Source organism: Cupriavidus sp. GW821-FHT07C08, assembly GCF_059419025.1.
The window spans coordinates 105,854-126,869 of record NZ_JBWKQZ010000026.1 but is presented as its reverse complement, the minus strand read 5'-3'; the positions used below and the strand labels follow the sequence as shown (position 1 = coordinate 126,869).

The following is a 21,016-nucleotide window of genomic DNA, read 5'->3' as shown; positions in this document are numbered from 1 at the left end:
GCCTGCACGACCACCTTGTGGCCCTGGGCGACGTACTTCTTGACTGTCTCCGGGGTGGCGGCGACGCGAGTCTCGCCTCGTAGTGTTTCCAGCGGAATACCAATTTGCATATCGATAGATCCCCTTGCACCGGAAGCCCGCCAGATGGCCGAACTCCAGTTCATTTCATTAGCAGGACAAGACATCAATCATGGTTAATGATGACTGCGCGGCGCCCGACGTCAGGCGAGCGTCAGGCCGCCGTCGACGAGAAGGGTCTCGCCAACCATATAGGAGGCCAGGGGAGAGGCCAGGAAGATGGCTGCCCCGGCTATCTCGTGCGGCAAGCCCATGCGGCCGATAGGCACGCGCGAAAGCGTTGCATCGAGCCGAGCCGGCGACGCCGTGGTCACCTTGGTGAGTTTTGTGTCCACCAGGCCAGGGGCGATGCCGTTGACGCGAATACCTTCGGCCGCCCACGCTTCACCCAGCGTACGGGTCAAGCCCACCACGCCGGATTTGGATGCGGCGTAAGCCGGGTTTCCCCGCACGGACCGGAAGCCCGCGATCGAGCTCAGCGTAATCAGCGAACCCTGGCTCTCATGGAGCATCGGCCGGAACTTGACCGCGCAGGCCATCACGCTGGACAGATTGACGTGCAGCACCTGGTCAAAGGTGACCATCTCGAACTCGGCACGCTTGTACTGGATCGTACCTTGCGCCAGCACCAGCACGTCCAGGCGTTCGAAGGCGGGCCGTACGGCGTTGACGGCCACCTGGTCGGAAACATCCACTTGCGCGTAGTGCAGGCCGGAAAGATCTGAACCTTCGTCGAGGCGATAGTCGGACGCCTGGGCACGCGTGCCCCAGGCGTGAACCTCTGCACCGAGTTGCCGGAATGCCTGCGCGATGCCGTTGCCTATGCCGCTGGAGCCCCCCACGACCAGCACGGTCTTGCCGGTGAAATCGAGGGACTCGGCGAACCGGGGCTGAGCGAGGGGAGAGTTGGAATTCGTCATGATTGGGCGATGTAGAGAAGTGGTGTCAGTACCGGAGTCAACGCAGGTCGTCCCAGGCGCAGTAGCGTTCCCCGCTTCTGGCGTAGAACAGGAATTCGTGATCGCGCTGGGCTGATTGACTCGGACGAAGCCGCGGCTGCGGCCCCATGGATGCTGGTCATCGCGCCTGCTTCTGCAGGTATTTCCAGGCCATCGCGGCCATGGGTCGGGCGAGCTTTCCCGCTTCGAGCGCCTGCGCCGATGACGCCGTGCCATCCACCACCCGCTTCATGATCCCCTGCAGGATGCCTGCGGTTCGGAACATGCTGAACGCGAGATAGAAGTTCCAGTTCCCGCCGATCCTGCGCCCGGTGCGCTGCTCATACGCGTGGCGGTAGGCCGCTTCGTCCGGGATACCCAGGCTGGCCCGGTCGACACCTCCCATGCCGCGTAGCGGGCCCGGTGAAATGTGCCAGCTCATGCAGTGATAGCTGAAGTCCGCCATCGGATGACCCAGCGTCGACAGCTCCCAGTCGAGCAGCGAGAGTACGCGAGGCTCGGTGGGATGGAACATGAGGTTGTCGAGCCGGTAGTCACCGTGCACGATGCAGACCTGCTCCTCCGCTTCCTCCGGGATCTGGTCGGGCAGCGATGCAATCAGCGCATCCATCGCCGGGATCGATTCGGTTTCAGACAGCCTGTACTGCTTGCTCCATCGTTCGATCTGGCGAGAGAAATAGTTGCCGGGCTTACCGTAGTCCGCAAGGCCGATGGCCTTGTAGTCCACGCGATGCAACGCCGCGATCACGCGATTCATCTCATCGTAGATCGCCGTACGTTCGCTGTTGCTCATGCCAGGCAGCGCGGGATCCCATAGCACGCGGCCATTAACGAACTCCATGATGTAGAAGGCCCGACCGATGACGGCTTCGTCCTCGCATAGGGCATACATCCTGGCCACGGGCACTTCGGTGTCGGCAAGCGCCACCATCACACGAAACTCGCGCTCGATCGCGTGCGCCGACGGCAGTAGCTTTGCTTTCGGCGCCGGCTTGGTGCGCATCACGTAAGCCTGGCGCGGCGTGATGAGCTTGTACGTTGGATTGGACTGGCCGCCGCTGAACCGCTCAACGGTCAGCGGGCCGGCGAAGCCGTCCACATGGCGCGCCATCCAGGCTTCGAGTCCGCCCGGGTCAAAGCCCAGTGTCTCCTTTGCCGGCCGCGTGCCGGCGAACGCTGAAGAAGCATTGCTCATCCGGTCGCCCCGCTTATCGAAGCGCCGGCATGGGAGCCAGCGACCCCGCATTCTTCTCCGCGCGATCCAGCGCGCAGTACGCGTAGTACAGCTCGACACACATGAACGACCACGTCAGGCAAGCGAGCGTAAAGAAGATCAGGTGTTGCTCGTCGTCGCCGGGAATCGTGTGGAAGTCGTAGATGCAGGCAATGGCTTGCGCGGTCAGCAGGACGAGAAACACGCCAAAGGCGTGCCAGCTTTCCCCGGCGCTGAGCAACTTCCAGGCAAACCAGGCCAGGTACACTGAAAACGCCGACCACATCACCACGTAGAAATACGGCCTTGGCTGCGCCAGCGCATCGACCGACACCAGCACGACCGTCCCCGCGATCGACCCCGCGAAGAACAGGACATCCATCAGGACAGACGGCTTGTAGCGATGCGTAACGAACATCAGCCCGGCCAGGGCAACCACCGGGATGCCGAAGCCCCGGGAGAACGCATCGCAAAAGTATGAGATGCGATACGAGAACTGCACGCCGCCCAGGGCAAATAGCAGGAAATTCGACGCGGAAAAGGTCACGATCAGCCATTCGAAGCCGAGCAGGTAGTTGCCCTTCCCGAGGAACTTCAGGCCGTGGATCAATGACGTCGTCACGAGGACGAACATGGCAAAACAGAGAAGATAGAGATTGCGGTCCATTACGACTCCCAGGGCTCGATTTGCAGGTTTGGATTCTTCACGGCTTTCGCGGCGCCAGGCTGGCGAGATAGGTGGCCATCGCCTTGCGGTCCTCCGGTGACGCCGCCGCGGCCACGCTTTTCATCATCCCGGTCGGTTCGCCGCGCGTGCCGGTGGCAAACGCATCAAACTGCGCCAGCAGATACTCGTAGCCCTGGCCCGCGAGGCGCGGGAATTGGTCGTGTCCCATCAGCTGGCTGCCGTGGCACGCGGCGCAATTTCCCGACGCCACCAGCCGCTTGCCCTTCTCCAGCAATCCGGCATCGGGCGTGAAGTAGCGGTTGGCGCCGGCTGGCTGCCTGGCGAAGTGGCCGGCAAGATCGTTGATCTCCGCCTCACTCATCGTCTTGGCTAACGGACCCATGATCGGATTGGACCGCTCCCCGCTGGCGAACTTGTGAAGCTGGGTCGCCACGTACGGTGCCGGCTGGCCCGCGAGGCTCGGATAGCCCTGGTGCAGCGAATTGCCCTTGGTCCCGTGGCAGCCGATGCAGGCGTCGGTCACCCGTGGCCATGGGCTGCCATCGGCGCCATAAGCGGCAGCCGACGCCGTGATATAGCGGTCGAGGCGATACATCCCCAGGAGGTCGGGGCCGAACCAGGCGAGCAACCCGGCGGCAGCAATAGCGGGGACGCCCAGCCATATGCGTTTCTTCATTTCCGTCTCCTAGGCGCGACGCAAGGCATTGAGAACCTGGAGGGCGGCCTGATGGCCAGAGCGCACGGCGCCATCCATGTAGCCGGCCCAGATCTCGGCCGTCTCGGTGCCCGACCAGATGAGCTTGCCGCAGGGCGGCCGCAATGCCTCGCCGTGAGTGCTCCAGAAGCCCGGCGGAATGGCGGAGACACAGGTGATCGTCCAGGGATCGGCACGGCCCCAGTCGTGATCGTGGTATGAGACCGGTGACAAGGCTTCGCTGCCGAAGGCCTGCGCATAGATCTCTGACAGGAACCGCTGCGCCGCCTTGTGATCCGAGGGAACCGACGCATTCGAGATGAAGGCGTTGATGACGCCGATCTCGCCCCCCGGCGGCGAGTTGTCGAAGGCCCACAGGATGGGCCCGTCGACCTGGAAGATGTGTCCGTTCAGCCCCTTGTCGCGCCAGAACGGACGGGAATAGACCATCGCCGTCTTCCGCGCTGGCGAATGGGCGGGCCAGGCGCGCTGCAGCGCGGCGCGCTTCTGCGGCAGCGGCGGATCGAACTGCACCCGCTCGCACAACGGTGGACTCAGGGCCATGATGACCTGGCGCGCACGCACTTCGCCCTGGTCCGTGTGCAGCGTGACGACCTCGCGGTCCCAGTTCGAGATCCGCCGGACGGGGCTCGACAGGCGCACCCTCTTCCCCAATGCCTGCGCCATCCTGACGCAGAGGATCTGCGAACCACCGGCAAATCGCGTTTCCTGGGCGCTGTGCTTGATGCTGTCCAGCTGCATATAGTCGCAGGCGGCCGAATTGATCATCGACAAGAAATGGAGCATCCCCATTTTTGCCGGCATCACGCCGCCGGAAAGCGCGATGCTCGCATTCCACCCCGTTCGGTCCTCGGTCTTGATGTTCTGCTTCGCCAGCCAGTCGCCGACCGACAGCTTGTCCAGTTCCACGACCTTCGGCGATTTCCACGGCGCGCCCGACGGCACGTCGCGCGAAAGTGCGCTGAGCCTGCCACCGATCGCCTCATCGCTGCCGAATGTGCCCTTCAGGTCGACCTCCAGACGACCGTCGCCGCCGAGGATGACCGTGTTCCCCTTGTAGTAGCTGGGAAACGTGCCCACATCGAGTTCGCGCGCCAGATCGGCCACCGCCGTCTGGCCGGGGCCGATCCACTGTCCCCCGACTTCGGAAACCTGTCCCGAACCCACATCGTAGTTAAGCGTCCGTCCGCCCACGCGATTGCGCGCTTCCAGCACGACAAAGGACTCGCAGCCTGCCTGGCGCAGGTCCCTCGCGGCGGTCAGGCCAGCCAGTCCCGCGCCGATGATGGCGACGTCGAGGACGTCTTCGGGCGTGCCGGCCTTGGCCGCCCTGGCCAGCTCCGGGCTCAAGCCGATGGTTCCTGCCGCCGTGGAGACGCCGGCCATTTTCAGCAATTGCCTTCGCTGCGTGTTGATTGAAGTGTCGGAGGACGAAATCTTGCCCATAGTGCTTCGCTGTTTCCTGTCATCTCATTGCGGGTCGAGCGCGAACCTGCGGACGCTCTTCCCGCTTCTCATGCTTCTGTGCCGGACAGCCCAGACGAGCCCACGCAGCGCCTGTTGATCGGCCTGCTGGACTGCGGCTGTACACTGCTCCAGCACTTCCTGCTCCGGGAACAGCATGAGTTCGGCCGCGCTCCCCAATACGAGCGCGATATCGAATGGCGAGCCTGTCGCGAGCGCGTGCCGCAGAAGGCTCGACAAGCGGCGCTCGATGGCGGCACCGTCCGCGGCGTCCATTCGAATCCTTGCCACCGATGCCCGGATGAAGTGGAGCAGCTCACTGGAGCCAGGCTGATGCCCGAAGGCGGTCGTGGTCGAGCAGGAGCTTGACGTCATCGCGGCTTTCCCATGCAAATGGCTGATTGGTCTGGCGCGCTCCGGCCGCCTGCGGCGACGGCCGGTATCCCGCGCTTGACCAGGCGCCTACTCCCGCGCCCACCCATTCTGGTAGAGGCGCCCGGCCAGCACGCCCAGCCGCGACGTGAGCACGTAGTTCTCGCCGTCCTCGATCAGCGCCGAGCGTGCGTCGCGGAACAACTTCTCGATCGGGAACTCGCGCGTCGTGCCGTTGCCGCCGAAGAGCTGGAACGCCTCGTGCGTGATCTTCATGGCCTCCTCGGTTACGCTGACCTTGGCCTGCGCAGTCGCATACGGGTGACTCTGCGGAGACAGTCGTGCGAATGCCAGGCTGCGGCGGGCGATGGCACGTGCCATCTCGAGCCGGCGCAGCATCTCGCCCACGCGCAACTGGGTCATCTGGTGTTCCCGCAGCAGCGCCCCACCCTGCTTGCGCTCATGGCAATAGGCAAGCGCAAGTTCGAACGCGGCGCGGGCCACACCGACAAAGACCTGGCACATGTGAGTACCTGCGAACGACCATGTAGAAGCCAGGTTGCCGAGGTACTCGTCCTTCAGCGCGATGGCGAAGCGCCTGGGCACCCTGACGTTGTCAAAATAGATCTCGCCCTGGGGCAACGCACGCTGGCCGATCTTGTCTAGCGGCTTGCCGCGCGAAATGCCCGGCAGGTCGAGCGGCAGGATCAGGCCGATGCCGTTGGTGAACGCGCCGTGCTCATCCGTCCCGTGGAACCCGTCGCCATAGTCTGCCGCCATGTAAGCGAGCGCGACCTGCGCCACCGACCCGTTCGACACCCATGCCGAGCTCTGCCCGTTGATGACGATCTCGTCGGCACCGACCCTGGCGGTCACGTTGCCAACCGGCTGCTTTCCGCCTGCGCTCAGCTCTTCGCGGTAGAGAATCGCGGCATCGGAGCCACGGTCAGGCTGCGTGTTCATCCAGCAACCGATCTTTCCAGTGCACATCTCGATCAGTTCATGATTGCCGAGCGACTGCGCCATCGTCAGCGGCATGGTCGCAGCGCCGAGCGAAACGGCCAGGCCCGAATCCCCCCAGCCAAGCTCTTCGCCGATCAGCGACTCGATGCGCACCGCGACCTCCGGCGGAAACTGTGCGATGAGTTGCGGATCGAGCCCGAGCTTCGCGCTCTCCATCATCGCCGCCCAGTACGGAGAACCCGCAGCGATGACGTCCTCCGGCGCCATGCGGTCAAGCTCCCGGCCGATCGGCCGCAGCACATCGCGCGCAAAGCGATGGACAGTCTGCTGGATTGAGTTCTCCTCTTCGCTCAGCGGCGTTTCGAATCCGGTCAGGCCGACTACCGGCAACGCCGCGGTCGTGTGCAATCGAATCATTATGGGTCTCCTCCTGTCGTGGAAGCATGCGTAGCGGCTTGCCGTGGATACGGCACCCCACTCGCATATTTAGTAGAACACTATACAAAACATAGGTCATGTTGCCAAACATGCAAGCGAAAAAAAAGACAGGGTATTCCCTGTCTCCTGGCGTTCGCGCGCGGCAGCGCCGCTTTGCCGCAGCTAGCCGGCCACTTCGGTCGACCGCTCCTTGAATATGATCTGCTCAACAGCGGTCCGATATGCCGCGTCGAGCCCGCGCGAATCACGCTTGCGCCGGCCCGCGCCGAGCTGCAGCGCGAGGCCGTCGGCCAGCGCAATCAGCAGCGAGGCAGCGTGCAGGCTGTCAGCCGTTTTCAGTTCCGGATTTATCGCCCGCACAAGTTCCGCAATGCCGCGCGTCAGCGTGTCATACCACTCTTCAAACATGCGGGCGCACTCGGGATCGGTCGACGCCAGCGAAATGAAGTGCCACCACAACGCCGAGTCCTTGGCATTCCTCGCGTCGCTGAGCGCCTTATCCAGCAGTGCGTTGAGCGACTCGCGCGGCGAGACACGGCTGTCCAGCGCGCGCTTCAGGTCCTCGAGATAGGCGTCGATGATCGGCGCCATGATCGCCCGCAGGACGGCCTGCCGGGTGGGAAAGTAGTACTGGAGATTGCTGATGCTGATCCCGGCGCCGAGGGCGACGGCACGCAGCGAGAATTCCAGGCTGCCGCCCTCGAGCAACAGCTTTCTGGCAACGCGAACGATGGCATTGCGCGTGCGCAAGCCCTGGGCTCGCAAGCTGTCGGGGTCGGCTCCTGTGGCGGCTGCGCTCGATGCGCGCCGCTTCCTGGTGGTGCGCTGCTCCATGGGCACTGTCATCCTGTCTGCCTTGATTCAGGGCTTTTCAGCCCTTTGTAAGGGATCGCGCCAGCGGTACGCTGGGCGGGCATCATTATATCTGACGCCCGTCGACGCACGTGGCGCCCGGGTCGCTTCGGCAGCGGCTTACCTCCTTTGTCCTGACTGCGACGGCAATGATCGGCGAGGCCTATGACAGCGCTGCGCAGCGTGCCTTGCGGTTCACCCGATCGTCCATCATGTTGGCCACGCGTAGCGCGGAGTTAACGGCGCACCATTGCAGCGGTTCGGGCAGCGTCGACGGCGTCTTGTGGTCCAACGCCGAAAGTAGCGGATGCCCCGCGCCACGTATCCGTTCGGCCAGCAGCAGTCCCATCAGCGACTGGGTACCTACACCATGCCCGGAACACCCGGCGGTATAGAGGATGTTCCGATCGGCGCCGGTCGCGCCGACCACGGGCAGCGCATCGTAGGCAAAGCTGATGTACCCGCTCCAGCACGACCGGATGGCAACGTCTCCCAGCATGGGGAACCGCTCATGCAGCGCGTTGGCCAGGGCACGGTAGGACACTTCGTCCGGCACATTCGGTGTCTGCGCACCATAGACGTAGCGCAACCGCTTCGTCGTCAGTACGAGCGTGTTGCGCGCCGTCAGCCTATGGCTTTCCATGGTCCAGTGCGACGTCACGATGCCTTCGCGCCGTGGCCAGCCGAGCGACGCCAGTTGCGCCGAGGACAACGGCTCAGTCTCGATTGCCGACACCCGCAGCGGCATTACCTTGTTCCGCAGCAGGCCAAGTTGCGGCGTATAGGCGTTGGTTGCAAGCACCAAAAACGGCGCGCTCGCGCTGCCCTTCGCGGTCCGCACCCGGACGGCGGGACCTTTGTCCCAGGACAGCACCGGCGTGTTCTCGTGGAGTTTCACGCCGGCGCGCAGCGCCGCGCGCCGCAGGCCCAGCACATACTTGCCGGGATCGAGCGTACCGCCACGAGGGACATGACATCCGAACAGGAACGCCGGCGGGATGCCCCGTGCCCGCATCGCGGCGTAGTCCAGAAACTCCCCGGGAGAGCCAAGTTGCACGCCGGTACGCATGCTCTTGCGCAGCTTCCTTTCCTGGGACGGATGGACGCCCGCGCGGATGATGCCCGAGGCGTTGTAGTCGCAGTCGATCGCGTACTCTGCAAGCTTGCGCTCCACATAGTCGACGCCCTCATCGTAGAAGCGCACGATATCCCTGGCCTGCTCGTGTCCCACGCGCTTCAGAAACAGGTCGTACTCCAGCCCCTGCCCACCCGCAAGATAGCCCGCGTTGCGCCCGCTCGCGCCGAACCCGGCGAACTCGCGTTCGAGGACGATCACCTTCGCCCCGCGCGCGGCAAGCTCCAGCGCGGTAGACAGCCCGGCAAAGCCGCCCCCGGCAACGACCACATCCGCGCTGACGTCGCCGTCGAGTTGCGGCTGCAGGTCATCTGGCCGCTCCACCCAGCCTCCAAGTGGCCGATACGCCTGTCCGCCTTGCCAGTTAAACCCATCCATATCTGCCACCTTTACTCCTTGCTCAGAATATGAATTGCGAGCGCCGCCTCTTCGACGCCCTGCAAGCCGCCACCGTTCTCCTGAATCGCGTGACGTGCGCCGCAAACCTGTCGCGCACCGGCTTCTCCACGCAATTGCGTGACCAGTTCGTAGAGCTGGCCAATCCCTGTCGCACCTAGCGGATGGCCCTTGGATTCGAGGCCGCCAGACGTATTGATCGGAATGCGCCCGCCGAGTGTGAATTCCCCGCGCTCCGCTGCCGGCCCGCCTTGGCCGAGCGGCACCAGCCCAAGGTTTTCGGCCTGGATGATCTCGCCCATCGCCGAGGCATCGTGTACCTCGGCCACGTCGATATCCCCCGGGCCCAGGCCGGCCTGCTCATAGGCCTGAAGCGCGGCGAGGCGGCCGATGTTCTTCTCCGGCTCGTCGATGCGCCGATGCGAAAAGCTGCGGATCACGCTCGCCGCGATCCGGATGCAACGACTGCGATCGGCGCCAATGCGCCGCAGACCCTCTTCCGTGCAGAGGATGGCGGCCGCTGCACCGTCCGAGACCGGCGCGCACATCGGTAGCGTGATCGGATAAGTGATCGGCGGCGCGGCGAGCACCTCTTCGACCGTAAAAGCCTGGCGGAACTGCGAATGCGGGTTGTGCACCGAATGCCCGTGATTCTTCGCCGATACAGCCGCAATCTGGCGCTGCGTGGTGCCGTAGGTCTTCATGTGATGCCGGCACAAGGCGGCATAGATCTTCATGAAGCGGCTATAGGGCCGGTCGGATTCCGATCCCGGCGGCGGCTCGATGCCTTCCCCCAGCTTCGCCAGCGTCGCGAAGTTTTCCTCGACGCGGGATACGTCCCATCCCGCCTCGAACAAGGCGAACGACTTCGCCTTGTCAGCGACGTTCATCTTCTCCGCGCCAAGTGCCAGCGCGACGTCGCAGCTGCCTGCCCTGAGGTGCTGTACTGCAAGGTGCACCGTCGTGCTGCCGGACGCGCAGGCATTTTCGACGTTGAACACCGGAATGCCTTCGATACCGATCTTGCTGAACACGACCTGGCCAGGGATCGACAACTGCCCCTGAAGCTGGCCATTGGTGATGCCGGCGTAGAAGGCCGCACCGATGGCGTCGGCACTACAGCCGGCGTCCTGCAAGGCCCCGCGTAGCGCGGCACCGGCGAGTCTCTCGATGCTCAGATCGAAATGCCGGCCGAAGATGGTCATCGCGATGCCGGCGATGTAAATGTTGCTCATGTCTTCTTTCCCGGGTGCCTCGTTCAGATCTTGCGTTGCTGGCCTTGCCAGTACTGTTCTCTCAGATCCTTCTTCAACACCTTCCCGACCGGGCTTCGCGGCAGTGCGGCGACGAACTCCACGCTCTTCGGCGCCTTGACCGAGCCGAGCTTCTGCTTGCAAAGGGCGACGAGTTCATCGGCGCTCACCTCGTAGCCCGCATTGCGTTCCACCACGGCTTTCACAGCCTCGCCCCACTTCTCGTCCGGCACGCCGATCACCGCGCAGTCCTGCACCGCTGGATGGGACCAGATCACCTGCTCGATTTCACTCGGATAGACGTTGAAGCCGCCGCTGATGATCATGTCCTTCTTGCGGTCGGTGATATGGAGGTAGCCCTGCGCATCGAGGTGACCGACGTCGCCGGTGTGCAGCCAGCCGTCGACGATCGTCTCCGCAGTCTTGTCGGGCGCCTTGTAGTAGCCCTTCATGACGAGGTCGCCGCGCACGCAGATCTCGCCGGTCTCGCCTTGCGGCAGAACCTCGCCGTGCTCACCCATGATCTCCACACGGATAAGCGGGTTGGGACGGCCGACCGAGGACAGCCGTTCGTCGGACGCCAGTTCGCCGCCGACAAAATGCTCGGCCGGCGTCAGGTAGGAGATCGAGGCCGGCGCTTCAGTCTGACCGTAGCCGCCGGCCATGACCGGGCCAAACACCTCGATCGCGCGCTTGAGCTTCTCCACCGACATGGGTGCAGCACCATAAAGGAAGCACTTGAGCGATGAGAAGTCCTGTTTCCCGATCCCGGGAATGTCCAGCAGCCGGTAGATCACCGTCGGCGGCAGGAAGAACTCCGTGACCCGGTGCTGCGCAATCGCGCCGATCAAGGCTGCAGGGTCCGGCTTCGGCAGCACGACAACCGTACCGCCGCGCGCGGTGCAGGGCAGCGACAGCATCCCGGCGGTATGCGTCATCGGCGCGGCGGCGAGATTCACCGGGCGCTCGTCCCCCTGGTAGGGGTACGCCATCATGAACTGCGCGAAGTAGGTCTGGTAAGCGCGGTGCGTGTTCATCACGCCCTTGGGTGCTCCGGTCGTCCCGCCAGTTGCCGAAAGGGTCACGACGTCGTCCATGTCGTAATCGATGAGCGGCGCACTCGAGCCCTGCTCCTCGCTCCACCCAGACAGCGACGGCGCCCACGGCAGCGCGGCATCGACACACACCCAGAGCCTGACTTTCGGCAGCCGGGGACGCAGCGTCTCGATTACCGATGCGAACGCTTCCTGGAAGAACAGCACTTCGCAGTCGAATGCATCAAGAATGAACTGGTTCTCCTCGGGCGCGTTGCGCCCGTTGACGGGGATGTACGCCATCCCCGCTCGCCATAGCCCCAGCGCACAACTCCAGGCAGTCACGTCGTTATCTGCCCAGACCGCTCCCTTGGTTTCCCTGCCGAATCCTTCCGCCAGCAACCCGTTGGCGATGCGGCAGGAAAGCTCGCCAATCTCGCGGAACGAGTAGCTGCGCTCGCCCTGGATATAGGCGATGCCATGGGGATTGATGCGCAACCCGCGGTCAAAAAAATCAATGATTGCCATTTCAAGTAGTCCTCAGAATCTGTGACGGCTCGGCCGGGTTGCGGTGCCAGCCGTCCGTGTACGCGCCAAAGCGGCCGGTGCATTTTTCCCGCCCCGACCTGAAGAGCAGGCCGGGGCGGCACGGCAATTACAGATGCGAAACCGTCGCACGAGCCAGCCCGCGCTGCTCGAGGAAGCTGAGCAGGTAGCGGTGCCCGAAGGCCTTCGAGCCGGATGCGAAGCCGACCTTTGCGGTGTCGCCGTCGAGCAGCTTGATGACGCCTGCCGTCTGGATAGCCCCGGTGGCGATGTATGGCGTGGTCCCATGCACGGTCGCCCGCACAGAAGCGATCTGGCCGCGGCCGATGGCGAAATCGACGGTGCGCTGCAGCGTAGTGCGTTCCCGTGGCGGCATGGCCGGCGTGGTCGAATCAACGATCTGCTTCAGCACCGCGTCCTGCTGCTCGCGGGGCAGGTGCTTGTACTCGGCTTCCCACTTCTTGCCCAGCGCATGCACCATCTGCATCGCGTTGTTGTCGTAAAAGCCGACACTGGAGATGCAGCTGCGTACGCGCGGATCGTGTTCGAAGTGGACCGGCAGCGACGTACCGCCCCACGGCAGACAGAACACCGGTTGCATGAAGGCAGGATCGACCACATTGAACGACGCATCCGCCGCATATGGCACCAGCTTCTTCTCCCACAGGTAGCAAGCCTCGTGGCGATAGCCTTCGAAGATCGTCGCGGTCGAGCCCACGCTCACGCCGGCACCGCCGCTACGCGGGCCGCGCGTCAACGTCGCTGTTTCCAGCGCATCGACGCCGGGCGTCTCCAGCGCCAGCTCCGCGGCAATCTCGGCGAACGTGTACATGTAGGCATTGGACGGCGACAACAGCAGCCCGGCCTGCCGGTACAGATCGCCGAATTCATCGCGCGCCCGGCGGATGTGCGGCTGCTCGCCCGTGGTGTCCAGGTAATGGCACCCCGCGTTGAGCGCCGCTTCGACGCCAATCAGACCGACCGTGGAAAATGGTCCCACGGTGTTGCACACCACCTTCGCGCCGCGGAATGCATTCACCAGGGCATCGACGTCATGTTCCGCCTCGATGAGTTCATAGTTTGCCGATTCCAGGCGCACGACACGCTGCGCCATCATTTCCTTCGCCCGGCCAGCGTTGCGCGCCACGGCCGTGAAAGGGATGTCCTGGTCGATCAGCCAGTCCATGATCAGCATGCCGGTGTAGCCGCTTGCGCCATAGACGACGACGGGGTGCTTTGCCATGGTTTGTCTCCTTGAGAGTTATGTCTGACAAGTGATTGGGTGGTTGGAAGGAACGCCGCCCTCTGACGGGGCGACTGGAAAATGCTTGTGGGTGCCTATCGCCTGGCCGGACCGTCGTCCCGCAACGGACCCGCCATTGACATCAGCAGCGGCCGCGAACCGTCCGCGAGCACTGCAGTCAGGGACTCCTGCCCTGCGCGCTGCGTGACCGAGAACGTCTTGCCGCCGTCCTTGCTGTCGAGCACGGTCCCGGCCATGCCGACGACGACGACGCGGCCGTCAGCAAGCTCCGCGATCCCGGTCAACGATTGGGTGGTATGCGAGTCCACGCGTTGCCACGTCATACCGTCGTCGCTGCTGCGGTACAGGTGTCCGCGCATGCCGCAGACCAGAAGGGAGCCGTCGGGGAGTGAACGCCCGTACCACAGCGAGCCGTTGTCGCCGGTGGTCAACGCCTGCCACGACTTGCCCCTGTCGGCAGAGCGGAAGATGGTTCCGCCTTCGCCAGTGATGAAGAGCGAGCCGCGGCCGGATCCGAACATATGCAGCAGGTGGCGGTCGGCGTTCTCGCCCGTTTCCACCTTGATCTCGGACCAGGTCCGGCCGGCATCGCGGGTTTCGATTGCCCAGCCGTACAGCCCTACGGCGATGCCGTGCTCCAGACTGTCGAAGTGGAGCGAAAGGACCGGCTGCTCTGCACCCCGCTCGGCGCGCAAGAGCATCCACGTCTCGCCGCCATCCTGCGTGCCGAGCACAACGCCATCGTGCCCGGCCGCATAGCCGCGCCGCGCATCGATGAACTGAACGGAAGTCAGCAGCGAGCGGACCGGGACCATCCTTGCTTGCCGGAACTTGATGCCGTCATCGGAAAGGAGGATGACGCCGTGGTCGCCGACGGCCACCACACGCTTGCCGGCACGCGCAGACGCCAGCAGCGGTGCGGCGACCGCATTGGAGACCTGTCGGGCGGGCTCCAGGGTCGGCCACGGTGCCGCGGCAGCGGTCTCCGCCGCACGCGACGGGCACACCACGCCCAAGGCGATCGCGACAACAGGTAGGAATCGGTGCAGGTTCATGGGAGATTGACGCCTTCTTGCGTCTCAATGCTTCAGGATTTCCGGCATGCGCACCGCGCCGCGCCGGGGGAAGAACTTCTCCAGCACCGCCGCGAACGCGGGCAGGAGGGTGATGGCCATGACCATGTTGACGAGGAACATAAAGGTCAGCAGAGCGCCCATGTCGGCCTGGAACTTGAGGCTCGAGAACATCCAGGTCGCCACACCGACCGAGAGCGTAATGGCCGTGAATACGGTCGCCAGCCCTGTCTCCTTCAGCGCGACTGCAAGCGCGTCGGTGAACGCGAGCCCGTTTGCCAGTTGTACCTGCAGGCGGTTGTAGATGTAGAAGGCGTAGTCCACGCCGATGCCAACCGCGAGCACCATCACCGGCAGCGTCGCCACGGTCAGGCCGATCTCAAGCTCCTTCATGAACCAGTAGCCAATCCACGTGGCCACGGTCAGCGGCAGGCAGCACGCAACCATCGCCCGCCAGTCCCGATACACGAGGAAGACCAGAACGAGGATTGCGGCGTAGACGTAGAGCATCATTGGCAGCTCGCTGGCCTCCAGCACCTCATTCGTGGCCGCCTGGACACCTGCATTGCCGCTTGCCAGCCTGACCTTGACGCCATCGAGCCGGTTGGACTCGCGGAACTGCCTGACCGCCGCCACCACGGTCTTGATCGTCGTGGCGCGATGATCAGGCAGATAAAGGTTGACGCCTTGTACTCGGCAGTCGCTCGACGAAAGCCCGGCGATGCGGTTGTTCACGCCCTGGAACTGCGAGCCAAGCCCGCGCGGGTCTCGCGTCACGGTGGCCATCTTCGGGCTGCCCTCGTTCATGCCGGCGTTGTAGAGCTTGAGCTGCGCTGCCAGCGAATCGGTGGACACCACCCCGGGCACGCTGCCCATGCGCCAGGCGAAGTCGTCGACGAACAGGAACTCGTCGGCGCGGGAGCAAACCTCGCCATGGCGATCGGGCGTGGCCTCGAACACCACGGTGAGCCAGTCCAGGCCGACGTCGAAGCGGTTGACGATCGCGGCAACGTCCAGGTTGTAGCGGGAATCCGCGCGCAATTCCGGCGCCCCGGCCTGGAGACTGCCCACGTGCCTGCCCTGGCTCTGCCAGAACGCAAGGCCGAAAACCACTGCGCCGGCGATGGTCACGATCAGTGCGTTCCGCGGCTGGGCGATCCGGGCCACCGCGCCCAGCCACCCGCTATGACGCTCGCGCCGCGCCAGCGCCCGTTTCGCGAACTCCGGCGTGAACCGGAAGTACGACGCCGCCACCGGCAGCATCATCAGGTTGGTGACGATCTTGTAGCCCACGCCGATGGCCGCAGTGATCGCCAGTTCGCGGATCATCGGGATCGGAATGAGAATAAGCGTGACGAAGCTCACCAGCGCGGTGATCAGCGCCAGCGATCCGGGAATCAGCAGGCCGGTGAAGCTGCGCCGGGCGGCAATGGCGGAGTCGGTGCCTTGGGCGACCTCGCGGACGATAAAGTTGATCTGCTGGATACCGTGTGAGACACCGATCGCGAACACCAGGAACGGCACCAGGATGGCGAGCGGGTCAAGCCCATAGCCCAGCAGGCGCAGCGTGCCGAACTGCCAGACCAGGGACACAAGCGAGCAGCCGAGCGGCAGCAGGGTCAGGCGCACCGACCGGCAGTACCAGTAGACCGCCAGCCCGGTGAGCAGGAAGGCGATGCCGAAGAAGCGCGTCACATCCGCTCCGCGGTCGGCAATGTCGCCGATCTGCTTGGCGAAGCCGATGATCTCGATCTCGACCTGGTCGTTCTCGAACGGGCGCCGGATCTGCTCCTCGAGCAAGCGGTTGAACTGGATATAGTCGAGCTTCTTGCCCGTGCGGGGATCGACGTCGGCCAGTTCGGCGGTGATCAGGGCGCTGGACTGGTCGCGTGCGACCAGCGTCCCGACATGGCCGCCGGCCATGGTGCGCTGGCGCATCTTGTCGATGACATCGGCGGAGAGCTTTTCCGGCACGATATCCCCGCCGGCCACCGCCTCTGCCCGGAAGCCGTCCTCGGTGATCTCGGTGAAGAAGACATTCGGTGTCCACAGCGACGTCACGCTGGTCCGATCCACGCCCGGAAGATAGGTGACGGCCTCCGTCACCTTGAGGACCTGGGTAAGTGTCGCCGCATTCCAGACATCGCCCTTGCGGGCATGCACGGCAATGGTCAGCCGGTTGGCGCCGAAGAGCTTGTCACGGAACTGCTCGAAGGTCTTGATGTACTCGTGGCCTTGCGGCAGCTGCTTCTCGAAGCCGGCTTCGAGGTGCAGCTTCGCGCCGAGCACGCCCATCAAGGCGGTGAATCCTGCCAGTGCGAGCAGGAAAGGAAGGCGGTGCCCGAACAGGGCCGCTTCCAGACGGGTTATCAGGCGTGAAAGCATCAGAAGGACGTGGTCATGCTGAGGGAGACAAAATCGCGGTCGCGCAGCAGGTTGCTGCCGCTACCGCCCCAGTTGTGCGTGTAGTCGAGGCGCATCTTTGTCTCCGGCTTCGTCTTGAAGTCGAGGGTCGCGCCGATCACCGCGGCGCCCGCGCCCCGGATGAAGCCAGGCAGCGCCGTGGCCGAATAGCCTCCGATGCCTTGCATGACGGCGATGTCCGGTGACAGCGACGCCCGCGTGCCGAAGATGTTGGGATAGGTCACCGAGGCTGCCAGCACCATCCCCGCCGACAACTTGGTGGGCAGCGTGTAGTCGGCGGTGACCGCATACGGAATGCCGGCGTTGAGCTTGAGCTTCGGGTAGTACGCCAGTGCACCTTCCGCCGTGATCGTGCCCTCGGTCGCGCCCAGCGCGCGCAGCAGCCAGCCGAACGAGCCCGAAGGCGACATGATGTGGATGCCGGTCAGGTGGAGCTGATAGTGCTGCGTGTCGATCGCCCCGCGGCAACTGCTTCCGACCGGCTTGACCGCAAAATCGGCCAGCGCGTTGCAGTAGTAGGGGTTGCCCGGGTCGATGACCGTGGTCGGATCGATGGCGACGCTGTCCCGCGGACGGTACGACAGTTCGGTGCCGATCGCCCATTCGCCAACCTGGAAGTTGTACGAGAGGCCGAACAGGTCGCGGTTCTTGCCGTAGTCGAGCGACGCCTGCCAGCCGAACGGGTTGCTCGTCGTGTTGACCACCTGGTAGCTCACGAACGGCACCTTCTCGCTGTAGTGGTAGTAATAGAGGCCGAGTTCGTTGCCGCTGTCGGGGAACTTGTAGCGCATCGCCATCCCCCCTTGCCCGTTGTTGCTCGGGTTGTTGTCCGGGCCGCGCGGGATGAAGGTGCCGGTTCCGACCAGGGGCCCAACCGGATTGGTATTGGGGTTCGCCAGCTCCCCGGTGCTCAGGCGGCGGTTGTAGGGCATCCCGGTCGCGGGATTGATGCCGACGATCCGGGTCCCCGTGTCGCCGATCGTGCCGTTTGGAAGCGGGGCCAGCCCGGACGCAGCCAGCGCGCCATTGACGGCTGAAGTCGGGATATAGAAGCCTCGTCCGCCCTTGCCGAGGAAGTCGCTGGTCGAAAAGAAGGTCCCGGGCGCGTCGAACTTGAAGCTGTTCCACTTCCACTGGTAGAAGGCCTCCAGGCCGAGGTCCTTGCCGAGTGAAGTGCTCGCAGAGACCATGGGCGCGGGGATGAACAGATTTTTAAGCGGCGTTCCCGGCTGGTGCGCGGACGGCAGGTAGATCGCGTTGATCGCGTTGATACCGCCCGGGATGTAGAGATTTTCACCCCAGTTCAGCACCTGGTTGCCGACCCGGACACGCGCCTGCTGGTCGCCGACGTCGAATTCCTTGGTGATGTAGGCGTCGAGCAGGCGCGGGTCGCTGGTGGCGAAGTTCCGCGCCTCCGAGTCGAGATCGGTTCGTCTGGTGTGGGCAGTCGCAAAGTCATAGTTGACGACGCCGCGCACCAGCCCGCTCCAGCCGTCGGTGCCCTTGACATAGAGGTCGCTGGTCCACTGCGCATTGGCCGAGACCGGCTGCCAGCGCTTGTAGTTCAGGTTGCCGTCGTCCTGATTCAGGCGCAGCGTGTCCAGGTTCGACGAGAAGACAGACGGGTTGCTTTTCTGCAGCGGCGTAGGCGCGTCGCCGACGCAGCCGCCGTTGTCGTTGCCGACAAAGCTGCAGTTCGTCTTCGACGTTCGCATCGCCGCGCCAAACGAGACCGTCGAGTCGAAGGCCACCGCCCAGCCGTTGTCCAGCGTCCACTGTGCAGCGTAAGCCGAGCCGGCATCCGCGGTCGCCAGCAGGCCTACGATCACCGAGCGGGCCAGTTTCCGTTCCATTCGCATCCCCGCGGCGGCTTGCGCCGCCGCTGCCGCAACATTACGCAGTTTCATGCCTGTCTCCCCGTGGTTCTCTTTCTTGGCTTATCGTGTGGTGAACCGGCGCAGGCCGTCCGGCTCGAAGGTCTTCTCCTTCAGGCGCCCTTCCCTTGCGGCGAGCCAGTCAGGTTCCTTGTGGCCGGCGACGACGCGGTCGAGCACGGCGCGGCGGGTCTGGTGGTCATAGCTGGTATTGGCCGCCCAGACGCAGGCCGGCACTTCCCAGGCCATGTAGGGACCCATCTCGGTGGTGCGCCAGACCTTGCCCTGCGCGTCGTACATGTCCTCCACCAGGATCGTCCACGTGTCCTCGTCGATGTAGAACACGCGCTTGGGGAAGGTATGCCGCATGCCTTGCTTGAGCGTGGCCTCCACCACCCACATCCGGTGCAGCTCATAGCGCGTCAGGTCGCGGCTGAGGAACTTCGGCTTGACGACTTCGTCGACCTTGTTCGCCGAAGAGTTGACCCGGTACGTGTTGTAGGGCACGTACATCTCCTTCTTGCCGGCCAGCTTCCAGTCGTAGCGGTCGAGGGGGCCGTTGAACTGCATGTACTGGTCGACGGTCAGCAGGTTCTCGGTGTTGAGCTGCGGGGCGTCGTACTGGTAAGTCGGCGCGCGACGCACGCGGCGCTGGCTCGCGAAGTACAGCCAGACGTCGTTGGCCTCGGAGAACTTGTACTGCGTCAGGGTGGCATCCCCCGCGATCGACGGCGGGCTGGTAAAGGTGTTGAGGTACAGGCTCTCGATGCCGCGGGCGTCGCCGATGCCCTTGTTCGACGGCGACCACATCGGCGACATCTGCCATTCCTGCTGGCCGAGCGGCTCGCCGATGCTGTCGGTGCCCTTCGGCGGGATGTAGCCCGCATAGCTCATCTGGAAGCCCTCTCCCTTCCAGTGCAGCTTGTGGTTCCACATGGCTTCGGCGCCGTTCTGCGGAATCGGGAACGGCACGGCGGCGCCGATCGCCTCGGCGAGGTCCTGGCCGTTGGCGCCAAGCTTCGCCGTCGTCGCGTTCTTCTTCGTCCGCTCGTAGAAGAAGTCGGGGAAGCCGCAGGAACGGTGCGTCGGATAGACGTCCATCCGATAGTCCGGGATCGTCTTCACCATTTCGATCTGTCCGGGGGCAAGCTTGTCCTTGTACTTGTCGACGTTGGACGCGTCGATCGAAAGTACGCGCTTGTCATTCGCGTACGGGTCGGGGCGCGCCGTACCAGGCTTCCAGCCACCCGGTGCCTTCATGTCGCCGCCGGTCCACTCCGGAATCGACCCATCCTTGTTACCGGCCCGTTCGGCACCCACCGGAGTGAGGTCCTTGCCGAGCCGGCCCACATCCTGCTCGGAGGTCGCGGCATAGGCCGCTCCGCCGAACGCAAGGGTCACGCTGAGGAACAACGTCTTGTATCTCATCTGAGTCTCCTGTCTGGCATGGCAACGAAGTGCTTCGCTTCGCGTCATTCGTTTGTAGAACACGTTACCTAAATTAGGTAACAATGACAAAGAACAAAAGAAAAAAAGAGCTAGGGTATTCCCTGCGCGTTCGGATGCGATGCTCGCAAACGCGCCCGGTACCTTGCGCAGCGGCGAACCTGGCACGAGGCACGGCTGCTGGTGTGGCATCGGAAGCCGCAAGCCAACGCTTTCATTCGGACCGCCGTAGTGATCCGGCGATGCCCCATGCCGCCCGAGGCTGTGCTGGAGATACACAGGTCCTCAGGGCTGCACGGCCGGGGCACAGGTGTTGACCGTCCCGGCAGTACAGGCCCGCCTGCCCAGCTCTGGAAATCGTGATCCACGGACTTCGACTGCGCTCGAGGCGAGCGCTGGACAACCAGGCTCAGGCGCCGCCGCTGCCAGTTACCGCCACCGCCTGAATCTCGATGCACAACTCGGCAAGCGCCAGCTCTGTCACCCCCACCGCAGTCCACGACGGATAGCGGCTCGGCAGGTATTCGTCCTTGACCTTCGTGAAGGCCTCGATTTCCTGCCGTAGGTTGGTGTGATAGGTCGTCAGCTCGACAACATCCTCCAGGCTTGCGCCTGCCGCTTCGAGGACCGCTTTCAGGGATGCAAAGGCCAGCCGTGCCTGTGCCTCCATGCCCTCGCCGGGCTTCATCGCGGCGTCTAGCCCTACCTGGCCCGACACCCAGATGGTGTCGCCCACGCGGGTTGCGGGGGCGAAATGGTAGGCGTCGTAGAGCGGCTGGGTGCCGGGCGGAATGATCGGCTGCCGTTTCATCGTCATGGTTGTCATGAT

Annotated in this window: 18 protein-coding genes; all 18 read right to left on the bottom strand. The window is 64.2% G+C overall.

Features of this window, described 5'->3' with window-relative positions; genetic code table 11:
* A partial coding sequence (locus AC07UK_RS27735) for a hypothetical protein (RefSeq protein WP_492855707.1) occupies positions 1-110 on the bottom strand: 110 nt, incomplete at its 3' end.
* A 111-nt stretch (positions 111-221) separates the two neighbouring features.
* Positions 222-998, bottom strand: coding sequence for an SDR family oxidoreductase (locus AC07UK_RS27730; protein ID WP_436224284.1), 777 nt, complete (start codon positions 996-998; stop codon positions 222-224).
* Between the two features lie 157 nt (positions 999-1,155).
* Positions 1,156-2,232: a phosphotransferase gene (locus AC07UK_RS27725; protein ID WP_436225338.1), complete on the bottom strand. Its 1,077-nt coding sequence runs from the start codon at positions 2,230-2,232 to the stop codon at positions 1,156-1,158.
* A 13-nt stretch (positions 2,233-2,245) separates the two neighbouring features.
* Positions 2,246-2,917, bottom strand: coding sequence for a hypothetical protein (locus tag AC07UK_RS27720; RefSeq protein ID WP_494686931.1), 672 nt, complete (start codon positions 2,915-2,917; stop codon positions 2,246-2,248).
* Positions 2,918-2,954: 37 nt separating this feature from the next.
* On the bottom strand, positions 2,955-3,614 hold the full coding sequence (locus AC07UK_RS27715; protein WP_436224286.1) for a c-type cytochrome: 660 nt from the start codon (positions 3,612-3,614) through the stop codon (positions 2,955-2,957).
* A gap of 9 nt (positions 3,615-3,623) precedes the next feature.
* Positions 3,624-5,099, bottom strand: coding sequence for a flavin monoamine oxidase family protein (locus AC07UK_RS27710; protein WP_494686930.1), 1,476 nt, complete (start codon positions 5,097-5,099; stop codon positions 3,624-3,626).
* A gap of 24 nt (positions 5,100-5,123) precedes the next feature.
* On the bottom strand, positions 5,124-5,393 hold the full coding sequence (locus tag AC07UK_RS27705) for a hypothetical protein (protein ID WP_414222708.1): 270 nt from the start codon (positions 5,391-5,393) through the stop codon (positions 5,124-5,126).
* 186 nt (positions 5,394-5,579) lie between these two features.
* Positions 5,580-6,869 carry an acyl-CoA dehydrogenase family protein gene (locus AC07UK_RS27700; RefSeq protein WP_436224288.1) on the bottom strand — a complete coding sequence of 430 codons (1,290 nt, stop codon included), beginning with the start codon at positions 6,867-6,869 and terminating at the stop codon, positions 5,580-5,582.
* 183 nt (positions 6,870-7,052) lie between these two features.
* A complete protein-coding gene (locus tag AC07UK_RS27695) occupies positions 7,053-7,724 on the bottom strand; it encodes a TetR/AcrR family transcriptional regulator (protein WP_436224289.1) in 672 nt (223 codons plus the stop codon).
* Between the two features lie 181 nt (positions 7,725-7,905).
* The gene (locus AC07UK_RS27690) at positions 7,906-9,255 is read right to left on the bottom strand and encodes an NAD(P)/FAD-dependent oxidoreductase (protein WP_436225339.1); all 1,350 of its coding nucleotides are present in this window, start codon (positions 9,253-9,255) and stop codon (positions 7,906-7,908) included.
* A gap of 11 nt (positions 9,256-9,266) precedes the next feature.
* Positions 9,267-10,508 (bottom strand): thiolase family protein, encoded by a 1,242-nt coding sequence (locus AC07UK_RS27685; RefSeq protein ID WP_436224290.1) that lies wholly within the window; start codon positions 10,506-10,508, stop codon positions 9,267-9,269.
* Positions 10,509-10,531: 23 nt separating this feature from the next.
* Positions 10,532-12,088: a class I adenylate-forming enzyme family protein gene (locus AC07UK_RS27680; RefSeq protein ID WP_436224291.1), complete on the bottom strand. Its 1,557-nt coding sequence runs from the start codon at positions 12,086-12,088 to the stop codon at positions 10,532-10,534.
* Between the two features lie 127 nt (positions 12,089-12,215).
* The gene (locus AC07UK_RS27675; protein ID WP_436224292.1) at positions 12,216-13,349 is read right to left on the bottom strand and encodes a saccharopine dehydrogenase family protein; all 1,134 of its coding nucleotides are present in this window, start codon (positions 13,347-13,349) and stop codon (positions 12,216-12,218) included.
* A gap of 95 nt (positions 13,350-13,444) precedes the next feature.
* A complete protein-coding gene (locus tag AC07UK_RS27670; protein WP_436224293.1) occupies positions 13,445-14,425 on the bottom strand; it encodes a WD40/YVTN/BNR-like repeat-containing protein in 981 nt (326 codons plus the stop codon).
* Between the two features lie 24 nt (positions 14,426-14,449).
* Complete coding sequence (locus AC07UK_RS27665) at positions 14,450-16,828, bottom strand: efflux RND transporter permease subunit (RefSeq protein WP_436224294.1); 2,379 nt, start codon at positions 16,826-16,828, stop codon at positions 14,450-14,452.
* The gene (locus AC07UK_RS27660) at positions 16,828-18,774 is read right to left on the bottom strand and encodes a DUF1302 domain-containing protein (protein ID WP_436224295.1); all 1,947 of its coding nucleotides are present in this window, start codon (positions 18,772-18,774) and stop codon (positions 16,828-16,830) included. Before AC07UK_RS27660 ends, AC07UK_RS27665 begins: the two co-directional genes overlap by 1 nt.
* Before the next feature lie 30 nt (positions 18,775-18,804).
* Complete coding sequence (locus AC07UK_RS27655; protein WP_436224296.1) at positions 18,805-20,169, bottom strand: DUF1329 domain-containing protein; 1,365 nt, start codon at positions 20,167-20,169, stop codon at positions 18,805-18,807.
* Positions 20,170-20,596: 427 nt separating this feature from the next.
* Positions 20,597-21,013 carry a RidA family protein gene (locus AC07UK_RS27650; protein ID WP_436224297.1) on the bottom strand — a complete coding sequence of 139 codons (417 nt, stop codon included), beginning with the start codon at positions 21,011-21,013 and terminating at the stop codon, positions 20,597-20,599.
* Positions 21,014-21,016 lie beyond the last annotated feature (3 nt).